General features: G+C 67.9%; 20 protein-coding genes. 8 read left to right on the forward strand and 12 right to left on the reverse strand.

The features are described from left to right. Positions 1-23 precede the first annotated feature (23 nt). On the reverse strand, positions 24-3,494 hold the full coding sequence (locus EV192_RS18695; protein WP_132117037.1) for a FixG Ig-like domain-containing protein: 3,471 nt from the start codon (positions 3,492-3,494) through the stop codon (positions 24-26). A 389-nt stretch (positions 3,495-3,883) separates the two neighbouring features. On the opposite strand from EV192_RS18695, the gene EV192_RS18700 reads away from it, so the two are divergent. Together EV192_RS18700 and EV192_RS18705 are read left to right on the forward strand one after the other, a co-directional pair. Next, positions 3,884-5,155 (forward strand): sialidase family protein, encoded by a 1,272-nt coding sequence (locus EV192_RS18700; protein WP_132117039.1) that lies wholly within the window; start codon positions 3,884-3,886, stop codon positions 5,153-5,155. Positions 5,156-5,284: 129 nt separating this feature from the next. Beyond that, on the forward strand, positions 5,285-6,520 hold the full coding sequence (locus EV192_RS18705) for a hypothetical protein (protein ID WP_132117041.1): 1,236 nt from the start codon (positions 5,285-5,287) through the stop codon (positions 6,518-6,520). A 76-nt stretch (positions 6,521-6,596) separates the two neighbouring features. Here EV192_RS18705 and EV192_RS18710 read toward each other — a convergent pair whose 3' ends face one another. The 7 genes from EV192_RS18710 to EV192_RS18740 form a co-directional block, all read right to left on the reverse strand. Further along, complete coding sequence (locus tag EV192_RS18710) at positions 6,597-7,319, reverse strand: aquaporin (protein WP_132117043.1); 723 nt, start codon at positions 7,317-7,319, stop codon at positions 6,597-6,599. 34 nt (positions 7,320-7,353) lie between these two features. Continuing rightward, positions 7,354-8,013 carry an arsenate reductase ArsC gene (locus EV192_RS18715; protein WP_132117045.1) on the reverse strand — a complete coding sequence of 220 codons (660 nt, stop codon included), beginning with the start codon at positions 8,011-8,013 and terminating at the stop codon, positions 7,354-7,356. Beyond that, positions 8,006-8,701: an arsenate reductase/protein-tyrosine-phosphatase family protein gene (locus EV192_RS18720; protein WP_132117047.1), complete on the reverse strand. Its 696-nt coding sequence runs from the start codon at positions 8,699-8,701 to the stop codon at positions 8,006-8,008. The genes EV192_RS18715 and EV192_RS18720 overlap by 8 nt, the downstream gene beginning before the upstream one ends. Before the next feature lie 58 nt (positions 8,702-8,759). Then, complete coding sequence (locus EV192_RS18725) at positions 8,760-9,092, reverse strand: YnfA family protein (RefSeq protein WP_132117049.1); 333 nt, start codon at positions 9,090-9,092, stop codon at positions 8,760-8,762. Between the two features lie 255 nt (positions 9,093-9,347). After that, on the reverse strand, positions 9,348-9,800 hold the full coding sequence (locus EV192_RS18730; RefSeq protein ID WP_132117051.1) for a MerR family transcriptional regulator: 453 nt from the start codon (positions 9,798-9,800) through the stop codon (positions 9,348-9,350). Then, positions 9,797-10,153, reverse strand: a complete 357-nt coding sequence (locus EV192_RS18735) for a hypothetical protein (RefSeq protein ID WP_132117053.1) — start codon at positions 10,151-10,153, stop codon at positions 9,797-9,799. Before EV192_RS18735 ends, EV192_RS18730 begins: the two co-directional genes overlap by 4 nt. Before the next feature lie 54 nt (positions 10,154-10,207). Then, positions 10,208-11,047 (reverse strand): helix-turn-helix domain-containing GNAT family N-acetyltransferase, encoded by an 840-nt coding sequence (locus EV192_RS18740; RefSeq protein WP_132117055.1) that lies wholly within the window; start codon positions 11,045-11,047, stop codon positions 10,208-10,210. Between the two features lie 100 nt (positions 11,048-11,147). Here EV192_RS18740 and EV192_RS18745 point away from each other — a divergent pair, with 100 nt between their 5' ends. Genes EV192_RS18745 through EV192_RS18755 form a run of 3 tightly spaced genes read left to right on the forward strand, consistent with a single transcriptional unit; the run spans position 11,148 to position 14,736 of the window. Beyond that, positions 11,148-12,482 carry an FAD-dependent oxidoreductase gene (locus EV192_RS18745; RefSeq protein WP_132117057.1) on the forward strand — a complete coding sequence of 445 codons (1,335 nt, stop codon included), beginning with the start codon at positions 11,148-11,150 and terminating at the stop codon, positions 12,480-12,482. 6 nt (positions 12,483-12,488) lie between these two features. Continuing rightward, entirely contained in the window at positions 12,489-13,679 is a 1,191-nt protein-coding gene (locus tag EV192_RS18750; protein WP_132117059.1) for an MFS transporter, read from the forward strand. Between the two features lie 13 nt (positions 13,680-13,692). Further along, positions 13,693-14,736: a flavin-containing monooxygenase gene (locus tag EV192_RS18755; protein WP_132117061.1), complete on the forward strand. Its 1,044-nt coding sequence runs from the start codon at positions 13,693-13,695 to the stop codon at positions 14,734-14,736. Here the strand turns inward: EV192_RS18755 and EV192_RS18760 are convergent. The 3 genes from EV192_RS18760 to EV192_RS18770 are packed head-to-tail and all read right to left on the reverse strand — an operon-like array spanning position 14,733 to position 16,055. Then, entirely contained in the window at positions 14,733-14,942 is a 210-nt protein-coding gene (locus EV192_RS18760) for a hypothetical protein (RefSeq protein ID WP_132117063.1), read from the reverse strand. The genes EV192_RS18755 and EV192_RS18760 overlap by 4 nt on opposite strands. Positions 14,943-14,953: 11 nt before the next feature. Next, positions 14,954-15,472 (reverse strand): hypothetical protein, encoded by a 519-nt coding sequence (locus EV192_RS18765; protein ID WP_132117065.1) that lies wholly within the window; start codon positions 15,470-15,472, stop codon positions 14,954-14,956. Positions 15,473-15,476: 4 nt separating this feature from the next. Further along, positions 15,477-16,055: a TetR/AcrR family transcriptional regulator gene (locus EV192_RS18770; protein ID WP_132117067.1), complete on the reverse strand. Its 579-nt coding sequence runs from the start codon at positions 16,053-16,055 to the stop codon at positions 15,477-15,479. A 222-nt stretch (positions 16,056-16,277) separates the two neighbouring features. On the opposite strand from EV192_RS18770, the gene EV192_RS18775 reads away from it, so the two are divergent. The 3 genes from EV192_RS18775 to chrA all read left to right on the forward strand — a co-directional run bounded on the left by EV192_RS18775 (position 16,278) and on the right by chrA (position 18,780). After that, a complete protein-coding gene (locus EV192_RS18775) occupies positions 16,278-16,610 on the forward strand; it encodes a YnfA family protein (protein WP_132117069.1) in 333 nt (110 codons plus the stop codon). Between the two features lie 314 nt (positions 16,611-16,924). Beyond that, on the forward strand, positions 16,925-17,578 hold the full coding sequence (locus tag EV192_RS18785) for an arsenate reductase/protein-tyrosine-phosphatase family protein (protein ID WP_132117073.1): 654 nt from the start codon (positions 16,925-16,927) through the stop codon (positions 17,576-17,578). 41 nt (positions 17,579-17,619) lie between these two features. After that, complete coding sequence (chrA, locus tag EV192_RS18790) at positions 17,620-18,780, forward strand: chromate efflux transporter (RefSeq protein ID WP_132117074.1); 1,161 nt, start codon at positions 17,620-17,622, stop codon at positions 18,778-18,780. A 26-nt stretch (positions 18,781-18,806) separates the two neighbouring features. On the opposite strand, the gene EV192_RS18795 is transcribed toward chrA, so the two are convergent. Then, a complete protein-coding gene (locus tag EV192_RS18795; protein WP_132117076.1) occupies positions 18,807-19,850 on the reverse strand; it encodes an alkylmercury lyase family protein in 1,044 nt (347 codons plus the stop codon). Positions 19,851-20,139: the final 289 nt, after the last annotated feature.

The raw sequence follows: 20,139 nt of genomic DNA on the forward strand, positions 1-20,139 counted from the left end.
GGGCCGGGGTGCAAGCAGGATTGTCAGGTGGTGAAGTAGGTCAGGACTCGTTTCATGAGGTCTGCTTTCTGGGTGGCGGTTCCGTATCCCTCCAGTGGGAATGCGAGGAAGACGACCTTGTACGGTCCGGCGGCCACGGTGAGTGCGTCGGGTGCGGTGGTGTCGTCGGTGAACGCGGCGGTGGCCGGTGCGATCGGGGTGACTTCGTCCTCGAAGGTGGCGTTGAGCACGGAATGGTCGAGCGGGACGGCTGCGATGCCGTCGGTGACCGGGTTTCCGGGCACGCCGTGCACGGCGGTGGTCGCCTTGTCGTTCTGCCGTTCGGTGCCGTCCCAGGCGATGTGCAGGTAGTCGTGCACGAACGCGGTGGTGCCGGCGGCCTGGTCCAGGATGTCCTGGCCGGACAGGAACAGGCGTCCGCCGCCGTCGAGGAATGTCTTGAGCAGTCCTTCATACGGTGTGACCGGGGCGGGGAAGGTTTTGCCGGTGAACCAGACCACGTTGCGGTGTGCCGTGACGTAAGTCCTTGGCAACGCTTGGTCGGCGGACAGGTCCCAGTAGCTGAACTTCACTCCGTTGGCGGTCAGGGCATCCTGGTATGCCGTCTGAACGTTCGGGGCGCCGAGATCCTGGTCGACAATCAGGGTGTCGACGGCCACCGCGATGGTGGTCAGGGTGCCCGAGCCGCCAACTGTGGCATTTCCGCTGGATTTCACGGTCAGTGCGGTGTCGTTGGTCGCAGCATTGGCCGCGTCGGCGGGCACGGTTACCTTCACACAGACGTCGGTGCTGCTGCCCGGTGCCACGGTGGGTGTGGTGGGTGCGGGCGTCGTGCACGTGGCGTCAAAGGTCTTGGCCGGCCAGGCGCTGGTCGTGGACAACGTGTAGGTGTCCGGCTGGAAGCCCTTGTTGGTCAGGTGGACGGTGTAGCTGGCGTCGGTGCCGACCCGGGCGCCGCCCTTCTGTTCGGCTGCGGTTATGGTGACGCTGTGCGCGGGCGCGATCGGCACGGTGTGCGGGCTGCCCGAGGCGTCAACGCCTTGGTCGGACCTCAGTGTGATGCCGTCGTTGACGATCGACGTCACTGAACTGGGCAGGCGGTTGGCGATCTGGGCGGTGAAGTTGACGGATGTGGTGCCGCCGGTCTGGACTGTGAGGTCACGCCATCGGATGGAGTCACCGCGCGATGTGCCGCCGTTGTCGGCTGAGACGAAGCCGGTCCGCGCGGGCAGCGGCACGTCCAGCCGGACACCCGTGGCGGGGGCGTTGCCGTCATTGTGGATGGTGACTGTGTAGTGGACCTGGCTGCCAGGGCCGACCGGCAGCCCATTGTCTGATGTGGACACCGCGAGCGCCGGTGTGGACACGCCGGTGTCCAATGTGTACGCGGCGCGGCCGTGGGTGCCGGCGACCAGGGTGGCGTGGCTGGCGTCGTAGTCCAGTTGCCACACGGCGACCTTCGGCATGTCCGTGCCCAGGCGTTTCCAGGTGCGGCCGCCGTTCCTGCTGCTGAACGGGCCGACGTCAGTGCCGATGTACAGCGTGTTGTCGTCGGACGGGTCCAGGATCACGGAGTTGACTGGGACGTCCGGCAGCCGGCCGCTGATGTCGTCCCAGTGTTGTCCGCCGTCGGTGGTCTTGAACACGTGGCCGCGGTTGCGTGGGGTGGCGGCGCCGAAGCCGGCGTAGGACGCGTAGGCGACCCGCCAGTTGGACCGGTCGACCGCGAACTGGGTGATCGGCCGGTTGGGCAGGGACTTCTGGCCCACGCGAGTCCACGTTGGATTGTTCGAGGTCACCGCGTTCGGGCTGACCGACACCACGCCGTCGTCTGTGCCGACGTAGACGCCGTCGCCGCCTTGGGCGAGGCCGATCGCGCTGATGAAGCAGCCACGGGCGCCGTTGGGCGCCGCGCCCGGACAGCCGGTGGACAGGTCCGGGCTGATCGTGTCGAAGTGCACGTCACCAGCGGAGGCCGCTTCGGCGTTGTTGGTGCGGTAGAGCCGGTAGGTTCCCAGGAAGATCTGGTTGGGGTTGCTCTGGTTCTGCACCCAGGGCACGTAGAACTCGGCGCGGTCGGTCAGGTTGATACCGCCGTCGATGGTTTCGTTGCCGAAGAACGTGCCCACCTCGGACGGGTTGTACCGGTACGGCGAGATTCCGAAGAAGGTCCCGAACACGTACGCGGGCAGGTTCGGGTTGAGCGGGTTGGTGGTGGTCCGGTCGACGAGCACCTGGCCGCCGTCCCCACCGGCTTGGTCGAACCAGCGGCTGTTGGCCAGCGACCGGCGGAGCGTCCCGTTGTCCTGGGTGCCGCCCCAGTACTGGCCGGGGACCTGAGGCACGGTGGCGATGCTGGTGTACTGGGTGATCCGCAGCCCGGTGGAGTGGATCAGGGCGCCGCTGGTGGGGTCGACTGTGCCGTTGAGGTTTTCCCACTGTGCGGCGGAAAGAGGATCCGCGGCGCCGTTGCGTCCGCCGCCGGTGAACGACTGCCAGATGCCGCCGTCGTTGCCGATCACGACGTGCTGGGTGTTGGTGGGTTGGAAGGCGAAGGCGTGGAAGTCCGGGTGCAGGTCGTAGCCGAGGCTCTTCCAGGTCGCCCCGCCGTCGGTGCTCCGGAAGACGCCGCCGGACTGCGGCGAGTTGTTGTAGCCGTAGCTGCCGCCGACGTAGACGACGTTCGGGTTGGTCGGGTCGGGTTTGACGAAGTTGTCGTAGAAGCATTGCGTGCCACAGGAACCAGCGACCGCGTCCGGCCCTGAGCCGGGTGCGGTCACCGTCCACGTCGTGCCGCCGTCGACGGTCTTCCACACCTGCGAGGGGTGGTAGGTGTCGGACAGATCGAAGTAGTCGAAGTTGGTGTAGATCGTGGGGTTGGCCGCGCCGTTCGGGTGCGACAGACCCAGCGCGAACCGGGTGCCGCCTTCCAGGAAGTTGCCGGCCGGCAGGGTGCCCAACGTGCTGGTCCAGGTCGCGCCGCCGTCGGTGGAACGGTAGATCGCGTCGCCCCAGAAGGACGCCCACAGCATCCTGGGGTTGCGTGGGTCCATCACCAGATCGGTCGCGCCGTGCAGTTCGTCCTTGGTGCCCCTCTTCAAGGTCCAGTTCCGGCCGCCGTCCCGGGACTCCCACACGCCGAACTGGGCGTCGGTGGGATGCGTCATGCGCTTCGCCCCGCCCCGGCCGCGCAGGGTCGCGAGGTAGACGTGGTCGGGGTTGGTCGGGTCGACCTCGATGGCCGAGCTGGCCTGGCCGTTGAACTGGTCACTGGAGACCCGGGCCCAGCTCACGCCGCCGTCCGTGGACTTGTAGACGCCGTCGCCGTAGTAGCTGTCGCCGGACAGCGCGCCCTCGCCGGAACCGGCGTAGATGATCTTGTCGTTGCTTGGGGCGATCGCCAGCGCGCCCACCGAACCGCGACGACCCAGTACCGACGGCCCATCACCGCCCCTTCCCGGCGAGCAGCCATGCGCGGCCTCGTCACTCAACATTGTGCTCACCAAGCACCACGTGACAAGAGGTGGCTCTCGGGCGGAGCGGGCGACGGATTTGCTTTGTCCATTGTAAACAAACAGGAGTAACGAACATCCGCCCCTGGGACGTGTTCGGGTTCCTCCTGATGGCGGGTCGCTGCGAATGGCGGTGCGGGCCAGACTGGGTGGCATGCGCCTGGTGATCCTGCTCATTCCTGTCGCAATGGTCGCTTTTACCGCGCCGGCAACGGCTGCGGTGGTCCCGGCACGAGTAGCGGCCGAACGGGCGCACGCCGCGTTCGACCAGCGGATGGCCGCCAGGCGGCACGCCCACAGCGCGGTGACGGCGGTGCCACTTGCCGGTGCGCGGGCCGGTGGGTTCGACCGGATCAGCGAGAATCAAACAGGTGAGCAGAGACACGCTGGGACCGTTCGCCGGAGCCGAGCCGGACACGCAGACCGAGCCGGACATCGCGATCGATCCGAACAATCCCAACGTGATTGTGACAACCTTCCAGCAAGGTCGTTACCAGGACGGAGGAAGTGCCGACCCCGGGTACGCGACCTCGCAGGACGGCGGGAAAACCTGGGCCGCGGGGAACATGCCGCTGCTGACCAAGGCAGTGGGCGGCCCGTTCGACCGAGCGTCGGACGCTGCGGTCACGATCGGCCCGGACGGCGCGGTATACCTGCAGACAATCCCGTTCGACCAGAACCACCCGCGCAGCGCGGTGTCCGTCCAGCGCTCGGACGACGGCGGGCTCAGTTTCGGACCGCCAGTCCTGGTCGTGGACGACAACGACATCAACATCTTCAACGACAAGAACTGGATCGTGGCCGACACGTCCCCGGCGAGCCCGCACCGCGGCCGGCTCTACTCGGTGTGGACGAGGCTCGTCCCCACCGGTGACGTGATACACGCACCTGGCGTTGTCAGCTTCTCTGACGACCGTGGCCAGACCTGGACCCGTCCGACCAACATCACGTCCGGCACCGTTGACACCGAAGGATTGCTCCCCGTGGTGCAACGCGACGGCTCAGTCACCGTCGTCTACAACCTCGCCGCGAACATGCGCGACTTCGTGACCGCGCAGACCTCCCATGACGGCGGGCTCACCTGGTCCGCGCCGGTAACCGTGGGGGAGTTCCTCGGGGCGGTTGTGCCTGGGACTCGCACTGGAGGGCTGCCGGCCGCGGCGATCGACGCGAACACCGGCCGGATCTACGTGACATGGAACGACACCCGGTTCAACCCGGACGGCCTCAACAACATCGTGTTGTCGGTGTCCCGGGACGGCGGCCAGACCTGGAGCTCCCCGACCCAGGTCGATCCCAAGGTCGCCGGGCTGGACCGGTTCACACCGGACGTCGCCGCGGCCGGTGGCTCGGTGCACGTCACCTACCGCACCCGGGCCGCCGGCGGAACCGCGCCCACAGTGGACCAGAACTACATCGCCTCCACCGACAACGGAAGGACATTCGGCTTCGAGCACACGGTCGGCCCACCCAGCCAGGTCCAGTGGGCCGCCCAGTCCCTGACCGCGATCTTCTACGGGGACTACATGGGCGTCGCCGCGACACCGCAGAAGGCCGCCCTGGTCTGGAATGTCTCGTCCCGTCCGCCGATCACCGGCCAGCAGTTCCACCAAACCACCTGGGCAGCCATCGCCACCAGGTAGACGAACGGCGGGCGGTCGTGGGACCAGCCACTGACCTCGGCGTGTTCATCAACCGCGACGGCCGGAGCAGCTGGCGGCGGGTGGGCGTGTCAAGTCACATTGGTCGGCCTCTGCGGCGACCATATGAAGATGGACGACGATCTCCTGTTCTATCCGGGTGGCAACCTCGATGACGGGCTACGCAGCACAACACAAGCCATGGTCGAGCTCCTGCAGAACTGGGATCCCGACAACCTGCTGAAGACCCCCGTCGAGGATGTCATCGAGCGGCTTCTGGACAACGGCTCGGTGCGATGCCCCACGCTCCTCGTCGACCAAGCATGGATGCCGGAGCCGACCGAGGTCAACCAGGACTTCGTCAACTTTGGACGGCACTACACGCGTCGGGTGACCAGGCTCGTGCTGGTCGTCCCGTTCGACGGCGAGAAGATCGTGTTCACCCTGCGCGCGAACCGGTGGTCGTCAAACCCGCCCCGGGTGCTCCGGCTCGCCGACCATGAGCTACACCTCGTCATCGACGGCCCACCGGACAACCCGGTCCAAGTCAAGGAAGCCTTCGACGAGCAGATCGAGAAGATCGAGCAGCACCTGTCTTGGTCGCGGGAGCAGATCGAACAGCACAACCAGCAGGTTCAAGCCGAACTTCCGGCGATGGTGGCCAAGCGGCGCGACCAGCTGCTGGCCACCCGCAATCTGCAGGCGGAGATCGGCTATCCGATCCGCCGACGCGCGGACGCAGACACCTTCAGCGTTCCGATTCATCGCCGCACGGTCAGGCCGGTCCAGCAGCGCCCGGCGAACCCTCGGGCGTCGTTCAAGCCCGAGCCGGCCATGAACGACGAGGATTACAACGCCGCGTTGCGGGTCCTGCGCAATCAGCGCAACGCGCTTGAGCGCACCCCCTCGCTCGCGGCCAAACTCAAAGAAGAGGAGATCCGGGACCTGCTGCTCGTCGGTCTCAACGCGCAGTTCGAGGGCGATGTCGGCGGTGAGTTGTTCAACGGGGAGGGCAAGACCGACATCCTCGTTCGCGTCGATGATCGCAACATCTTCATTGGTGAGTGCAAGGTGTGGGCAGGCCCCAAGACCATGGACGAGGCATTGGGCCAGCTCTTCCGATACCTGGTCTGGCGCGACACCAAAGCCGCGATCTTGCTGTTCATCCGCAGGAAGGACGTGACCGCGGTCATCGAGAAGGCCATAGCCAAGATCGAGGAACACCCGAACCACAAACGCAGCCGTCCTCGGCATGGTGACCACGAGCAGTTCGAGTTCACGATGCACGCCCAGGACGATCCCGAGCGGGACATTCACCTCGCCCTGATCCCCTTCGTGCTCCGCAGCACCACCAGTTCGTCCGCCTGACCGTCCATCGCGCTGCGCCCCCATTCGCGGGAGTCGTCCAGCAAGGTCTCACCAACGTCGAACACCACCGCCTCGATCACGAGATGCCGACGCGGTTAGCGGGTGGGACCAGGACGTCCGCCGCCTGGCTGGGCGGGACTCCGGGGTAGAGCACGCGGACGAGGAGGAACGCGAGCCCACCGCCGACGAGTTGGGCGGCGATGAACGCCGGGGCCGAGGACGGCGCGATGCCGGCGAAGGTGTCGCTGAACATGCGGCCGACGGTGATCGCGGGGTTGGCGAAGCTGGTGGAGCTGGTGAACCAGTACGCCGCCCCGATGTACGCGCCCACGGCGGCTGGTGCCCGTTCAGTCCGTCCGGACCGGGCCAGCGAGAAGATCACCAGGATCAGCCCGACCGTCGCGACGACCTCGGACAGTCCATGCGCCACTGTGGCCCGGTGAGTGGCGCTGATGGTCACCGCGCTGCCGGAGAACATGAGGTTCGCGAGCACGGCGCCGCTGACACACCCGGTGACCTGTACCGGCAGATAGGCGAACGCTTGCCGCCACGGCAGGCCACCAAAAGCGGCATCCACAAAGGACACGACGGGGTTGAAGTGTGCCCCGCTGACGGGACCGAACATCAGGATGACCGCGAACAGACCAGCCGCGGTGGCTGCCGCGTTCTCGGTCAATTGCAAGCCTGTGTCATCGGGGTAGAGGCGTTGGGCGGCGATCCCCGAGCCGATCACCAGCGCGGCCAGCAGCAAGCTGCCGAGGCACTCGGCTACCAACTTGCGGGGCAACGGCTGCTCCATCAACGACTCCCTACTGGCTACAGTGGATTTCGACTCAGGCGACGGGCACGCCCAACTCGTCGAGCAGCGCTCGGACCCGGCGTTCGATCTCGTCCCGCACCGGGCGGACATCCTCGACGCTCTTGCCGGCCGGGTCGTCCAGTTCCCAGTCCAGGTATTTCTTGCCGGGGAACACCGGGCAGGCGTCGCCGCAGCCCATCGTGATCACCACGTCGGCCGCACGGACGATCTCCTCAGTCCACGGTTTCGGGAACTCATCAGTGATGTCGATGCCGCGCTCGCGCATCGCGGCGACCGCCGAGGGGTTGATCTCGTAGCCCGGCTCGGAACCACCGGACCAGGCCATCGCCTGGTTGCCGGCCAGGTGCTGGAAGAAACCCATCGCCATCTGGCTACGCCCGGCGTTGTGCACGCACAGGAACAGCACGGTCGGCTTGCCGTCGTGGGTGTGTCCCTCCACTTTGGCCAACGCGCGCAGCCGTTGGCGGGCGAACCGCTCCGCGAGCAGCGGCAGGAACTTCGGAATCGAGGCGCGGGCGGCGAACTGGTCGTAGCTGGAGTGGAGGAACCGCTCGATGGTCTCCTGCCCGAACGTGCCGTCGAACTCGCCTCGCAGTCGGGTCGCCGCGGTACGTAGAGCGAGTTGCTGGTCGATGTTCAGGTCGGAGTGGTGATGGGACTCGGTGTCAGTCATCGCTGTCTCCCGGGAGGTGGACGGCGGGTGCCAACCGATCGATTCGGTCGGCGATCTCGGTGAATGCCTGCTCGAACGCGTCGTCGGTGTCCACGCGGGCCGGGTCCGGGACCGACCAGTGCAGCCGGTCATCGGCCTGTGGGCCTAGCTCTTCGTGGGCGTTGTCGCACACCGCGACCACCAGGTCCCCGTCGTTCAGGACTTTGTCGACGCGGGAAGTACGGGCCCGTGCCAGCGACAGGCCACGGTTTCGTGCGATCGCCACTGCGCGTGGATGTACCCGTGCCGCCGGATGGGTTCCCGCTGAGGTCGCTGGGACCGGGCTCAGCCGCGCCCATAACGCTGCGGCCAACTGCGACCGCGCCGAGTTGTGCGTGCACACGAACACCACTCTCGGCGCCGTCCGCAGACCCATCGGCGCCAAACCCGTCAGCGACTGGGGCCGCAGGTGTACATACGTACGCCGGTGGTCGCCCTCCGACCTCGACCGCTCGACCACTCCGGCTTGTTCCAGCAACTTCAGGTGGTGAGCCAGGAGGTTGCTGGACAAGCCCAGTTCGCGTCCGATCTCGGTCGGGGACAAGTCGCCCAGCACCAACCGGTCGACGATCGCCAACCGCGCGGGCTCACCCAAGGCCGCGTGCACCCCGGCCCGTTCCCGCACCGACCACAATCGCTCGACATTCATTGAGTCAATGATTGTTGAGTCGATGCCTGGTGTCAACCACGCAGGCAAACACGGCACGTCACCCGCGAGGAACGAACATGATCACTGCGACGCCGATCAGGCAGATCGCTGCCCCGAGACAGTCCCACCGATCGGGCTGGAACTTGTCCATGACCACACCCCAAGCAAGGGAGCCGGCAACGAACACCCCACCGTAGGCGGCCAGTATCCGACCGAAATGGGCATCAGGCTGCAACGTCGCCACGAAGCCGTACACCCCGAGCGAGATCACACCCGCTGCGATCCACAACAGACCCCGATGCTCCCGCAGGCCCTGCCACACCAGCCACGCCCCACCGATCTCGGCAAACGCGGCCAGCATGAACAACACCAGGGAACGAACGACCGTCATGGTCGCGACGATAAGTCATCAGCGCACCTGCAACTGTCGCCTCCGGCACAGCGGGAGCGTCGACGCCGTGTCCACCACACCAGGCCTGCGGCCATGGCGAGTGCCACCGCAGCGCCGAACAGGACCTGGCCGACCACGACGGCGGCGACTCCACCCAGGACGCCGGCTGCGACCAGGAGCGGGGTCAGGCAGCAAGCCGCACAGGCCGCGCCAGTCAGCCACGCCAACCGGGACGGCGATGTGTGACCTGGGCGATCACGGTCGGCAGCACGAGTCACCGGAGGTCCGTTCCTCGGCGAGGTCGGAGAACGGAATCGGACAAGACGGCGTGTGCGAGCACGCCGTGAGGTCGTCGCAACCAGCGGCAAGCGCGGCGCGCAGCGTGTCCCGGATGACGTTCAGGTTGGCGATCTTGGCGTCGATCTCGGCGAGCTTGGCGGTCGCTCGGGCCTGTAGTCCGGCCTGCGGATGGGAACCGTGCCGGTGGCGGCCCAGGTCGAGCAGGTCGGCGATCTCCTCCAGGGTGAACCCGAGCCGCTGCGCGGCCTTGATCACCCGCAGTGCGGTCACCGCCTCGGGCGAATACACCCGGTGCCCGCCGAGCGTCCGGTCCGGTTCGGGCAGCAGCCCTCGGCGCTCGTAGTACCGCAGTGTCTGTGGATTCACCCCGGCCGCCTCCGCAAGCTGTCCGCTGCGTAGGCCGGTCATCTCGGCAATCCCGCAGCCGCGGAGGCGCGCGTCGTGAGCGCGTCCAGGACTGCGGCCTGACTCGGCGGGACCGTGATCTCCAGCCACAGCTCGCCGCCGGTCGCCGTCAGGGTGAACGTGAAGAACGAGCAGCAGGCTGTCTCCCGGACAACCAGGCTGGCCGCCTGCTCGACCACCTCCGGGGAGGAGGCCAGATCCAGCCGCAGCCCCGTCAGGTCGTGCCGATCCAGCGCGCGTAGCGACCGCGTGAACAGATCGTCGAACTCCGCCACGCGCAGCGGGCGGTCAGCGGACGGCAAGGTGCACGATGTGGGCGTCCACGCCGCGTCCGGCTCGAGTGCGTCGGTGCTCATGCCAGGACGGTAAGCCTGTACCTACGTACAAGATGCAAGTGGAGGGAACGGTCACTATCGGACGGGTGAGCGGCGTTCGATCAGCACGGTGTCGTGCCAGACGCCGTTGAGTTGGGCGATGCGTTCGCGGATGCCGACGGTGCGGTATCCGGCCGAGTGGTGCAGGGCGATGCTGGTGCGGTTCTCGGTGAAGATCGAGGTTTGCAGGGTCCAGATGCCTGCGTCGTCTGCGGCGGTGACCTGCCTGTGTAGCAGGGCTTTGCCGACGCCTCGGCCGCGATGTCCGTCGGCGACGTAGACCGAGGTTTCGGCGACGCCGGCATAGCAGTCGCGTGTGGACATTGGGCTGGCGGCGGTCCAGCCGACGACCTCACCGTCGATCTCGGCGACCCAGCGATGCTCCGGCAGCCATTTCGCGTCCAGGCTGGCGCGGCTGGGCACGGTGGTCTCGAAGGTGGCCAGGCCGGTGGCGATGCCCTCGCCGTAGATGCGTCGCACCGAAGCCCAGTCGCCGGTTTCCAGGGCTCGCACGGTGACACCGGCGGGCAGGTTGTCCGGGCAGCACGGACGCGGGGCGAGCAGTCCCATGACGGCGTCGGCGGCGTGCGGCAGGCCGGCGCAGCAGGCTTCGTTGACGGTGACGATCGTGGCCGTGCCCTCCTTGTGCAGGCGCACGAAGCCGACGTCGGCGAGCTTGCGCACGTGGTGTGACGTGGTGGATTGGCTGGTGCCGAGGATCTCGGTGAGCGCGCCCACGGTGATGCCCTTGGGAGTGGTGGCGACCGCATGCAGCAGCCGGACCCGGACGGGTTCGGCCAGGCAGGCGAACCATTCGGCGTAGGTGGTGGCCTCGCCGGTGGGCAGGACCTGGGCTTGCGGCAACGCGATCGGCATACCGGCCAGTGTATCGATTGAAATCGATGGTTGCGTCTATCGATCTGGGTCGATACTCTCGGCCGTGTCAATCGAGCTGGATCGATGGAAGAGGTGCGGGATGAGCGACTTGCCTGTGGTGGTCGTTGGTGCGGGGCCGGTGGGCCTGGCCGCGGCGGCGGAACTGGCCGAGCGGGGGCAGACGCTGTTGGTGCTCGAACGCGGCGACCATGCGGGTGCGGCCGTGGCGCAGTGGCACCATGTGCGGCTGTTCTCCCGCTGGGCCGAGCTGGTCGCCCCCGCGGCACGGCGCCTGCTGGAGCCCCAAGGCTGGCAGCACCCCGACGTCGACGGCTACCCGACCGGAGAGGAGTGGGCACGGCTGTACCTGCGTCCGTTGGCTGACGCGCTCGGCGAGCGGGTGCGGTTTGGTGCCGAGGTGGTTGGGGTCGCGCGGCGGGGTCGGGATCGTGTGGTGGATGACGGGCGGGAGTCCGAGCCGCTGACCGTGCACGTCCGCACCGTCGACGGCGGGGAGGAGCGGATCACCGCGCGGGCGGTGATCGACGCCTCCGGCACATGGACGTCGCCAAACCCACTGGGCGGCGACGGGCTGCCCGCGATCGGTGAAACCGCGGCCGCGGACCGGATCGTCTACCAAGTGCCGAACCTCACCGACGCGACAGTGGCCGCGCGGTATGCGGGCAAACATGTTGTGGTCGCCGGCAGCGGCCATTCGGCGTTGACGGCACTTGTGGCGTTCGCCGGGCTGGCCGAGCGGCATCCGTCGACGCGGATCACGTGGCTCCTGCGGCGAGGAACCGTCGGCGCGGTGTTCGGCGGCGGGGAGGCCGACCAACTCCCTGCCCGCGGCGCCCTGGGTATGCGGGCGAAGGCCGCGGTCGAGGCGGGATACATCACGGTGGTGACCGGGTTCCGCACCGAGGCAGTTGAGCGCGGCAGTGATGGCCGGTTGGTGCTGTTGTCGTCGGAGGGGCAGCGGCTGGAGGCGGTGGACGAGGTGGCGGTGCTGGCCGGGTTTCGGCCGGACCTGTCGTGGTTGTCCGAAGTCCGCCTCGCGCTGGATGCGACGTTGCAGGCGCCGGTCGCGCTGGCACCACTGGTCGACCCGAACGTACATTCCTGCGGCACGGTCTACCCGCACGGCGTCAAGGAACTCGCGCATCCGGAGCCGAACCTCTATCTGGCCGGAATGAAGAGCTACGGCCGCGCACCGACCTTCCTGGCGATGACCGGGTACGAACAGGTCCGCTCGATCGCCGCCGCACTGGCTGGCGACCGGGAGTCCGCCGAGCGAGTGGAGCTGGTGCTGCCCGAGACCGGCGTCTGCGGCGGCTCGGGTGTGTTCGACGCGCAGCCCGATGACCAGAGCAGTTGCTGCGGCACACCCTCTGGGGCACAGGACCTGTCGCTGTCCGCACCATCCGCACGCTAACCCGAGGTGGTCGTTCCGGACGCGGCCACGCGGACGGGGTTGCGGCGGGTGCTGGTGGTGTTGTGCGCGACGGAGATCACCAGTTGGGGCGTGCTCTACTACGCCTTCCCCGTGCTCGCAGGACACATCACCGCTTCGACCGGCTGGTCGACCACCGCGATCACGGCGGCGTTGTCGGCCAGCCAGTTGGTCGCGGCACTGGTCGGCATCGCGGTCGGGCGGTGGCTGGATCACCGCGGCCCGCGCGGGGTGATGACCGCTGGCTCGCTGCTGGCGGTGCCCTCGGTCGTGGCGGTCGCTGTCTCGCCGAATCTGGTGTGCTTCCTGGTCGCGTGGCTGTTGGTCGGGGTGGCGATGGGCGCGGTGTTGTACCCGCCCGCGTTCGCCGCGCTTACCCGTTGGCACGGACCTAGCCGGGTTCGCGCACTGACCGTGCTGACGCTCGCGGCGGGGTTGGCCAGCACGGTGTTCGCACCGTTGACCGCGTGGCTGTCCGAGAGCTTGGACTGGCGCGCCACATACTTGGTGCTCGCCGGGATCCTCGCCCTGGTCACGATTCCTGGACACTGGTTCGGGCTGCGGTTGCCGTGGCCACCGCGCCCACCTATCGAGCCCCACCACGCGGCGGACCCGGGGCGGGTGGCGCGCAGCCGCGCGTTCCTCACCCTGGTCGTGGCGTTCGGTGTCGCGGCATTCGCCTCGTACGCAATCGTGGTCAACCTGGTGCCGCTGCTGGCCGAACGCGGCGTCGACACCGGCACGGCCGCGGTCGCGCTGGGACTCGGTGGGGCTGGGCAGGTCGCCGGCCGCCTCGGCTACGCCACCCTCACCCGCCGTACCAGCGTACGCACGCGGACTGCGCTGATCCTGCTCGCGATGGCTGCCACGACTGCGCTACTGGGTGTGCTCACCAGCGTGCTCGCGTTGGTGGCCGCGGCAGTTCTGGCGGGTATGGCGCGTGGCGTGTTTACCCTCTTGCAGGCCACCGCGGTCACCGACCGGTGGGGCGCGGCGCACTACGGGCACCTCACCGGACTGCTCTCCGCGCCATTGACGATCATGATGGCCCTCGCGCCGTTCGCCGGAGCCGCTCTCGCCGACCTGCTCGACGGCTACGCGACAACTTTCCTGCTGCTGGGCGCGATCACCGTCGGCGCCGCCCTGCTTTCCCTTACCAGTACACCGAAACCACCTTGAGAAGGACAGGAACGTGAACGAGATCGACGCGCTCGTCGTCGGCGGCGGACAGGCTGGACTCGCCGCCGCACACGCCCTACGCGTGGCGGGCCTCGACCCAGTCGTGCTGGAAGCCGGCGACGAGCCGGTCGGATCGTGGCCGTCCTACTACGACAGCCTGACCCTGTTCTCCCCAGCCCGCTACTCGGCCCTGCCGGGCATGACCTTCCCCGGCGACCCCGACCACTACCCCCACCGCGACGAGGTCATCGACTACCTACGCCGCTACGCCAAGAACCTCAACGCCGACATCCGCACGGGCCACCGCGTCGACACAGTGCACGCCGAGAACACCAGCTTCCGGGTGGAGTTGCCCGATGGCACCGAGCTGCGCGCACCGATCCTCATCGCGGCCACCGGCGCGTTCGGCCAACCCCATCGGCCCACGCTCCCCGGCCTCGACTCGTTCACAGGCACGCTGCTTCACTCAGCCGACTACCACGAGCCAACTCCGTTCGCCGAGCAGCGGATCGTGGTAGTCGGGGCAGCAAACTCCGCAGTCCAGATCGGCACCGAACTCGCCGAGCACGCCACCGTCACCCTCGCCACCCGCAAACCCGTCAAGTTCGCACCACAACGCCCGTTCGGGCGGGACGTGCACTTCTGGTCAGTCATCACCGGCTTCGACGCCGCGCCGATCGGGCCACTGCTGTCCACACCACCACCCGTGCCGGTCAACGACGACGGCCGCCACCGCCGCGCCATCACCGCCGGCCGTCCAGACCAACGGCGAATGTTCACCACCATCGACGGCACCCACCTCACCTGGGCCGACGGCACACGCGAACACGTCGACACGATCATCCTAGCCACCGGCTACCGCCCCAACCTGTCCTACCTCACCGACCTGGGCGCTGTCGCTATGGACGGCACCCCGCGCCACCGACGCGGACCGTCCACAACGCATCCCAGACTCGGATACGTGGGATTGGAATGGCAACGCAGCTTCTCCTCAGCCACACTGCGCGGCGTCGGTCGCGACGCCCATTACGTCGTCCGACGTCTGCTACGACGTTAAGCCGGGTAGCCGAAGGCGAGCCGGACCGGCTGGCCGTCGTGGGAGATCCGGGTGGCGATCGGCGCGCTGCCTGCGGCATAAGGTTCCTGGGAGACGAAGAACGCCCCGGCCAACTCCAGTTGCTGGGGTACGGGCGGGCCGGTGGTGGTGTCACTGTTGACGGCCTCGTCGACGGTGAGGTGCTCGACGGCGCGTGAGTCGGGCAACGAGGGCGCGTCTACCCAGCCCGCCGGGGATGCCGCAGGATCGAAACGAGTGCCCAGACAATGAACACGAAGCCCAATCCGAAGAAGCCGCCCCTAATGTAGACGCCCCACAGGGTGAAGGTCTCGAACGCTGTATGCAGCGCGGCGGTGTCGGTGTCCGGAACAGTCCCCACGTGCTGCATGACCGGAGCCGCGATGATCGTCGACACGATCGCGCCGAGCGCCGACACCGCGGCCAGGTAGATCGGCCACACGGCCTGCCGGGGCGCCGTCCGATCGAGTCGGTAGGCGATCGCGGCCCCGAAAACCAGTCCCCACAACAGGATCGCACCGATGGGGTACACGATGTTCCCGTTGCCCAGATCGGCCTGCCGGCTGTAGTCCGCCCATGCGACCACCCCGAGGTGTCGCCACGCTGGAGTGGCGACAAGGGCTCGGTCCACCAGTGACCCGAACAGTCCGCCGACGACCGTGGCCGCCACGACCAAGGTCGCAGTGATCGACAAGCCTTGTGCTGGTGTTCCCGTCATGGACCTAGTCCCTCGACAACCGCGGTGAAACCGCACTCAGTCCCGCCACGATCACGTCGATCGCCGCGTCGAGCTCCTCGGCCGGGGCGTCCGTGAGCCGCCACATGACCACCGTGAACAGCAGCGTCCGCGCTGCCACCTCGGCTGGATGGTCGCGCAACTCGCCCGCTGCGACCCGGGCCCGCAGATACCGCGCCAGCAAGGTTTCCGCCTCACCGGTCAGCTCCGCCATCCGCGCCCGCATCTCCGGGTGGGTCTGTGAGCGGGTCATCACCACTCGCACCAGGTCGATCCGCTCGCTCAACCGTTCGTACAGCCCCCGGGCCATCGACATCAAGACCTCGGACGCCGGCTCGCGCGACGGAATCGTCAACACGACTCGAAGTTCTGGCAGAAAGCCGTGCTTGTCGACCGCGGCCGCCAGCAAGGCTTCCTTGCTGGGGAAGTAGTGATAGATCAGGGCCGGAGCCACTCCGGCCTCCCGGCCGATGTCCTTGATGCTCGCACCCTCCACCCCGTGGCGGGCGAACACCACCAGCGCCGCATCCACCAGCCGCTCTCGACGGGACGCGTCGTCCGGCATCACAACTCCTGATTGATCGATCAATCAGGAGAATGGCACGACGTAGCCCTCGACGCAAGGCATGGGACAACGACAGGACGATCCACCGGAGGGCGATGTTTTGGCGCCTCACGGACAGTCCGCGGCGTGACGGTATGCCGCATCTCCCACCTGCGGTGACGAGGGCGACGGTCCAGGATGTGCGTCCGGCCAGCCCGCCAGCAGCCAGCTACCGTCGCGATCATGACCGTCGTTCGATCGCTGCTGCTGTTCGTCATGGCCGCGCTCGCCGAGGTCGGCGGCGCCTGGCTGGTTTGGCAAGGCTGGCGCGAACACCGCGGACTGTGGTGGATCGCCGCCGGCATCCTCGCGCTCGGCGTCTACGGATTCGTCGCCACCTTCCAACCCGAGCCGCATTTCGGTCGGATCCTCGCCGCCTACGGCGGCATCTTCGTCGCCGGCTCACTGGCCTGGGGCGTCGTCGTCGACAAGTCCCACCCCGACCATTGGGACTACCTTGGCGCCGGGCTCTGCTTGATCGGCGTCGCCGTGATCATGTACGCCCCCCGGACCTGACATCGCCCTACGCAAGGCCGCCGCGACCGGCGACTCAATCCCCGAGCTATCGCGTAACCGACGCCGACATCGACCGGCTCACGGCCGCCGGACAGACCGAGGACGCGATCTTCGAGATCCCCGTGGCCGCGACGGTCGGCGCCGCCCTGCCTAGTTTCGACGCCGGCTGGCGCGGTATCCACGGCTAGCCGCGGAGTGGGACCCGGGCTGCCCACGGCGCGTCCACCTGCCTGGATAGGTCGTCGACGTGCGCTCCTCACCCGCCCGGCGAGCCGGCGTTGACTCATGGACGTACGGGATCCATCATTATCTCAATGGACATTGAGATAATGGCCCGCCGATATCACGCCCTGGCCGACCCCGGCCGGCTGGCGATCGTCGACGCGCTGCTGGTGGGGGACTTGTCGCCGGGGGAACTGGGCCATGCCCTGGGCCTGTCGTCCAGCCTGCTCGCCCACCACTTGGGTGTGCTGCAAGACGCCGGTCTCGTTGTCCGAGCACGCTCGCATGCCGACGGGCGCCGCGCCTACGTCCGGCTGATCCCGGCGGCATTGGATTCGCTGAGGCCCACCACGAAGGTGACAGCGCCTCGGGTGGCATTCGTCTGTACCCGCAACGGCGCTCGCTCGCCGCTGGCCGCCGCGGTGTGGCGGACCCGCAGCCAGATACCGGTCACCTCTGCTGGCACCCACCCCGGGCCCAGCCTGCACCCGCGAGCCATCAGCATCGCCGACCGCCACGGTCTGGACCTCGGCTCCCGGCGTACGGCTCACATCCGTGACGTGCTGCGTCCCACCGATCTGGTCGTCGCCGTGTGCGACAACGCTCATGAGGAGCTGGGCTCCGTGCGACGCCATGTGCACTGGTCGGTCCCGGATCCCGGGCAGGTCGACACGGACGAGATCTTCGAGGACGTCCTGGCGCAGCTCACCGAGCGCATCGGCACGCTCGCCGCTCTCACCAGCTGACCGCGGTTTCCTCCCACGCTCACGGACAAGGACTTGTGTTCATGCAACCTGACCAGAACCCGACGTCAGACGCCGAGCGGGTCGGTCTCGGCGTCATCGCTCGCGAGTGGGGGCGGATCGGGTGCATCGGGTTCGGCGGTCCACCTACCCACATCGCGTTGCTGCGCCAGCTGTGTGTGCAGCGACGGGAGTGGCTGTCGGACAAAGAGTTCGAGGACGGGATCGCGGCGACCAATCTGTTGCCCGGCCCAGCCTCGACTCAGCTGGCCATCCTGTGTGCCTGGCGATTGCGGGGAGCATCAGGTGCACTGATCGGCGGCGTGTGCTTCATCGTGCCGGGTCTGATCGCGATCCTCGCCCTGGCCACGCTGTTCCTCGCGACACAGCCGCCGTTGTGGGCAGTGGGCGCTGCGGCCGGAGCTGGCGCAGCGGTCCCGGCAGTAGCCATGCACGCAGCTGTGGGACTGATTCCGGCGAGCTGGAAGCGGGCAGGAGCCGCGACGGCCGCCCGTGCCCGCTGGATCTGCTATCTGGTCGCCGGGGCGACTGCCGCCGCGCTGACCGGTCCCTGGCTGGTGCTGGTCCTGATCATCTCCGGGCTGATCGAGACCGGGATTCGTGCCCCGTTCTCCGGCAGGCTGCCGGCGTTGCCGCTGATGGTGGCGGCTCCCGCCGTGGCGACTGGCAGCGGGCTGCTCGCTGTCGCCTGGGTCGCGGCGAAAGTCGGCGCACTGTCCTACGGCGGCGGGTTCGTGATCATCCCGCTCATGCAGCACGACGCGGTGCACACCTACGGCTGGATGACCGACGCCCAGTTCCTCGACGCCGTCGCACTCGGCCAGATCACCCCTGGCCCGGTCGTGCAGACCGTCGCCGTCGTCGGCTACGCCGCCGCAGGACTCGCCGGTGGCTTGCTGGCCGCGCTGGTCGCCTTCGCTCCCTCGTTCGCCTTCGTTCTGATCGGCGGCCCATATCTCGATCGCCTACAGGACAACCACAGGGTGCAGGCCTTCCTCACCGGCGCCGGTGCCGCGGCAATCGGAGCCATCGCCGGATCCACGATCCCACTCGCCATGGCTCTACAGCACCCATGGCAGTTCGCCGTGCTCGCCGCGACCGCAGCCTGGCTACTGGTGCTACGCAAAGGTGTGGTCACCGCACTTGTCGGCGCCGGCATCGCCGGCGCCCTGCTGATCGGATAGCACCGCACATTTGCTATGGGCTACGGCTACGCCAGTTCTCCAACTGTGCGCGGAAGAAAGGTCTGCCGGTCGAGTAGGGCACCAAAGATGTGCTGACCGAGGCGTTCGGCGGTCATGGGGTCGAGGAGTTCACCGGGAATGGACGGGTGCTCGCGCATCCAGATCCCGGCGGTGGCTGCGCTGGTGAAGGTATTGAGGTCGTCGCAGCAACAGTCCGCTGACGGTCCGGTACCGACGGCCGCGCTGTAGAAGACGACCGCGGTGGCGGGATTCCAGGCGTAGTGTCGTTTGTGGACAGTGATGGTCACGGGTTGGTGGGTGACCGGGTCGGTGGAGATGACGGTGGCGTCGGTGTCGAGCATGGCCGGTATTCCGAGGGCGTCGATCGCGCACATCGCGGACACCTCGACCCCGGTGGTGAGCTGGACGCGGTGACGTGTCGGGACCGCGGAGAAAGGGTAGGCGACACCGATCGCCCTGGCCGGGTTGAGCCGGATCACGTCGGCGTCGTGCAACTGCGTGAGAATCGTGTCGGCTGTGGCGCCGTTGGCCGCCGCGATCTGTTGCAGTGCCGCGTTGGTTGGGGGTTCGCCGGTGGTGGCGAACGCCCGCAGGATCGCCTGATGCACCGCGCGTGCGGCTGGGTCGGTCGGGGCGATGCGGGTCCGCAGGCCCTCCGCCGATGTGTCGGCCGTGTTCTCGGGTCGGCTGCAGCAATCCTGCTCGGCCAGTGCTGCCGCTGCGACGGTGACTGCGGGTGGTGGTGTGCCAGGCACATTGAGGGCCGTGCGGAGTTGTGCCACCGACGGTGTGCCGGTCGGGTTGCCGGTTTCGTCGCGGTAGAGCCGGCACGACACGCTCGGCGCGTGCCCGGGTTCCGCGAACGGGTCGATGCCGTTGACGAGCACGGTCGGTGAGCCGTTCATGCCGACTCTGATGGCCTGCTCAGGGGTGTCGATGACCTCGGCGGTGACAGTGACGTCCTCGCGACCGGCCAGCACTGCAGCGAGTCGCTGCTGCAGCGGGGCGACGTTCGGGCAGTCAGGCACGGACAGGATCTGCAGCTTCATCACGACTCTCCGGTCTGCTTGTGCAGGGGTTGGCGGCAGGGCACAGGCGGGCCACGAGTGGATCAAATCGGATCACCACCTTGATCAGAGACTCTCGCATGGGGGCCAGGTCGGCCACGCGGGCCTAGATATCCGCAGCCGGGAGCCGCCAGCTCCCGCCGGGCATTCGCAGACAGGCGGCCGTCCACACGGCGTCGGCTCCGGCACTTGCGGTGGGTTCGTCAGGCAGGTTGTTGTCCCGCTTTCAAAGTGACTGCGGTGTTCTGCGGATCGGATTGAGCCGCGGCAG

This window comes from Actinocrispum wychmicini (genome assembly GCF_004345645.1).
GTDB lineage: Bacteria > Actinomycetota > Actinomycetes > Mycobacteriales > Pseudonocardiaceae > Kibdelosporangium > Kibdelosporangium wychmicini.

Coding starts and splice junctions, on each gene's coding strand:
- EV192_RS18695 (WP_132117037.1), bottom strand. CDS start 3,494: ATGTTGAGTGACGAGGCCGCGCATGGCTGCTCGCCGGGAAGGGGCGGT.
- EV192_RS18705 (WP_132117041.1), top strand. CDS start 5,285: ATGGACGACGATCTCCTGTTCTATCCGGGTGGCAACCTCGATGACGGG.
- EV192_RS18710 (WP_132117043.1), bottom strand. CDS start 7,319: ATGGAGCAGCCGTTGCCCCGCAAGTTGGTAGCCGAGTGCCTCGGCAGC.
- EV192_RS18715 (WP_132117045.1), bottom strand. CDS start 8,013: ATGACTGACACCGAGTCCCATCACCACTCCGACCTGAACATCGACCAG.
- EV192_RS18720 (WP_132117047.1), bottom strand. CDS start 8,701: ATGAATGTCGAGCGATTGTGGTCGGTGCGGGAACGGGCCGGGGTGCAC.
- EV192_RS18725 (WP_132117049.1), bottom strand. CDS start 9,092: ATGACGGTCGTTCGTTCCCTGGTGTTGTTCATGCTGGCCGCGTTTGCC.
- EV192_RS18730 (WP_132117051.1), bottom strand. CDS start 9,800: ATGACCGGCCTACGCAGCGGACAGCTTGCGGAGGCGGCCGGGGTGAAT.
- EV192_RS18735 (WP_132117053.1), bottom strand. CDS start 10,153: ATGAGCACCGACGCACTCGAGCCGGACGCGGCGTGGACGCCCACATCG.
- EV192_RS18740 (WP_132117055.1), bottom strand. CDS start 11,047: ATGCCGATCGCGTTGCCGCAAGCCCAGGTCCTGCCCACCGGCGAGGCC.
- EV192_RS18745 (WP_132117057.1), top strand. CDS start 11,148: ATGAGCGACTTGCCTGTGGTGGTCGTTGGTGCGGGGCCGGTGGGCCTG.
- EV192_RS18765 (WP_132117065.1), bottom strand. CDS start 15,472: ATGACGGGAACACCAGCACAAGGCTTGTCGATCACTGCGACCTTGGTC.
- EV192_RS18770 (WP_132117067.1), bottom strand. CDS start 16,055: ATGCCGGACGACGCGTCCCGTCGAGAGCGGCTGGTGGATGCGGCGCTG.
- EV192_RS18775 (WP_132117069.1), top strand. CDS start 16,278: ATGACCGTCGTTCGATCGCTGCTGCTGTTCGTCATGGCCGCGCTCGCC.
- EV192_RS18785 (WP_132117073.1), top strand. CDS start 16,925: ATGGACATTGAGATAATGGCCCGCCGATATCACGCCCTGGCCGACCCC.
- chrA (WP_132117074.1), top strand. CDS start 17,620: ATGCAACCTGACCAGAACCCGACGTCAGACGCCGAGCGGGTCGGTCTC.
- EV192_RS18795 (WP_132117076.1), bottom strand. CDS start 19,850: ATGAAGCTGCAGATCCTGTCCGTGCCTGACTGCCCGAACGTCGCCCCG.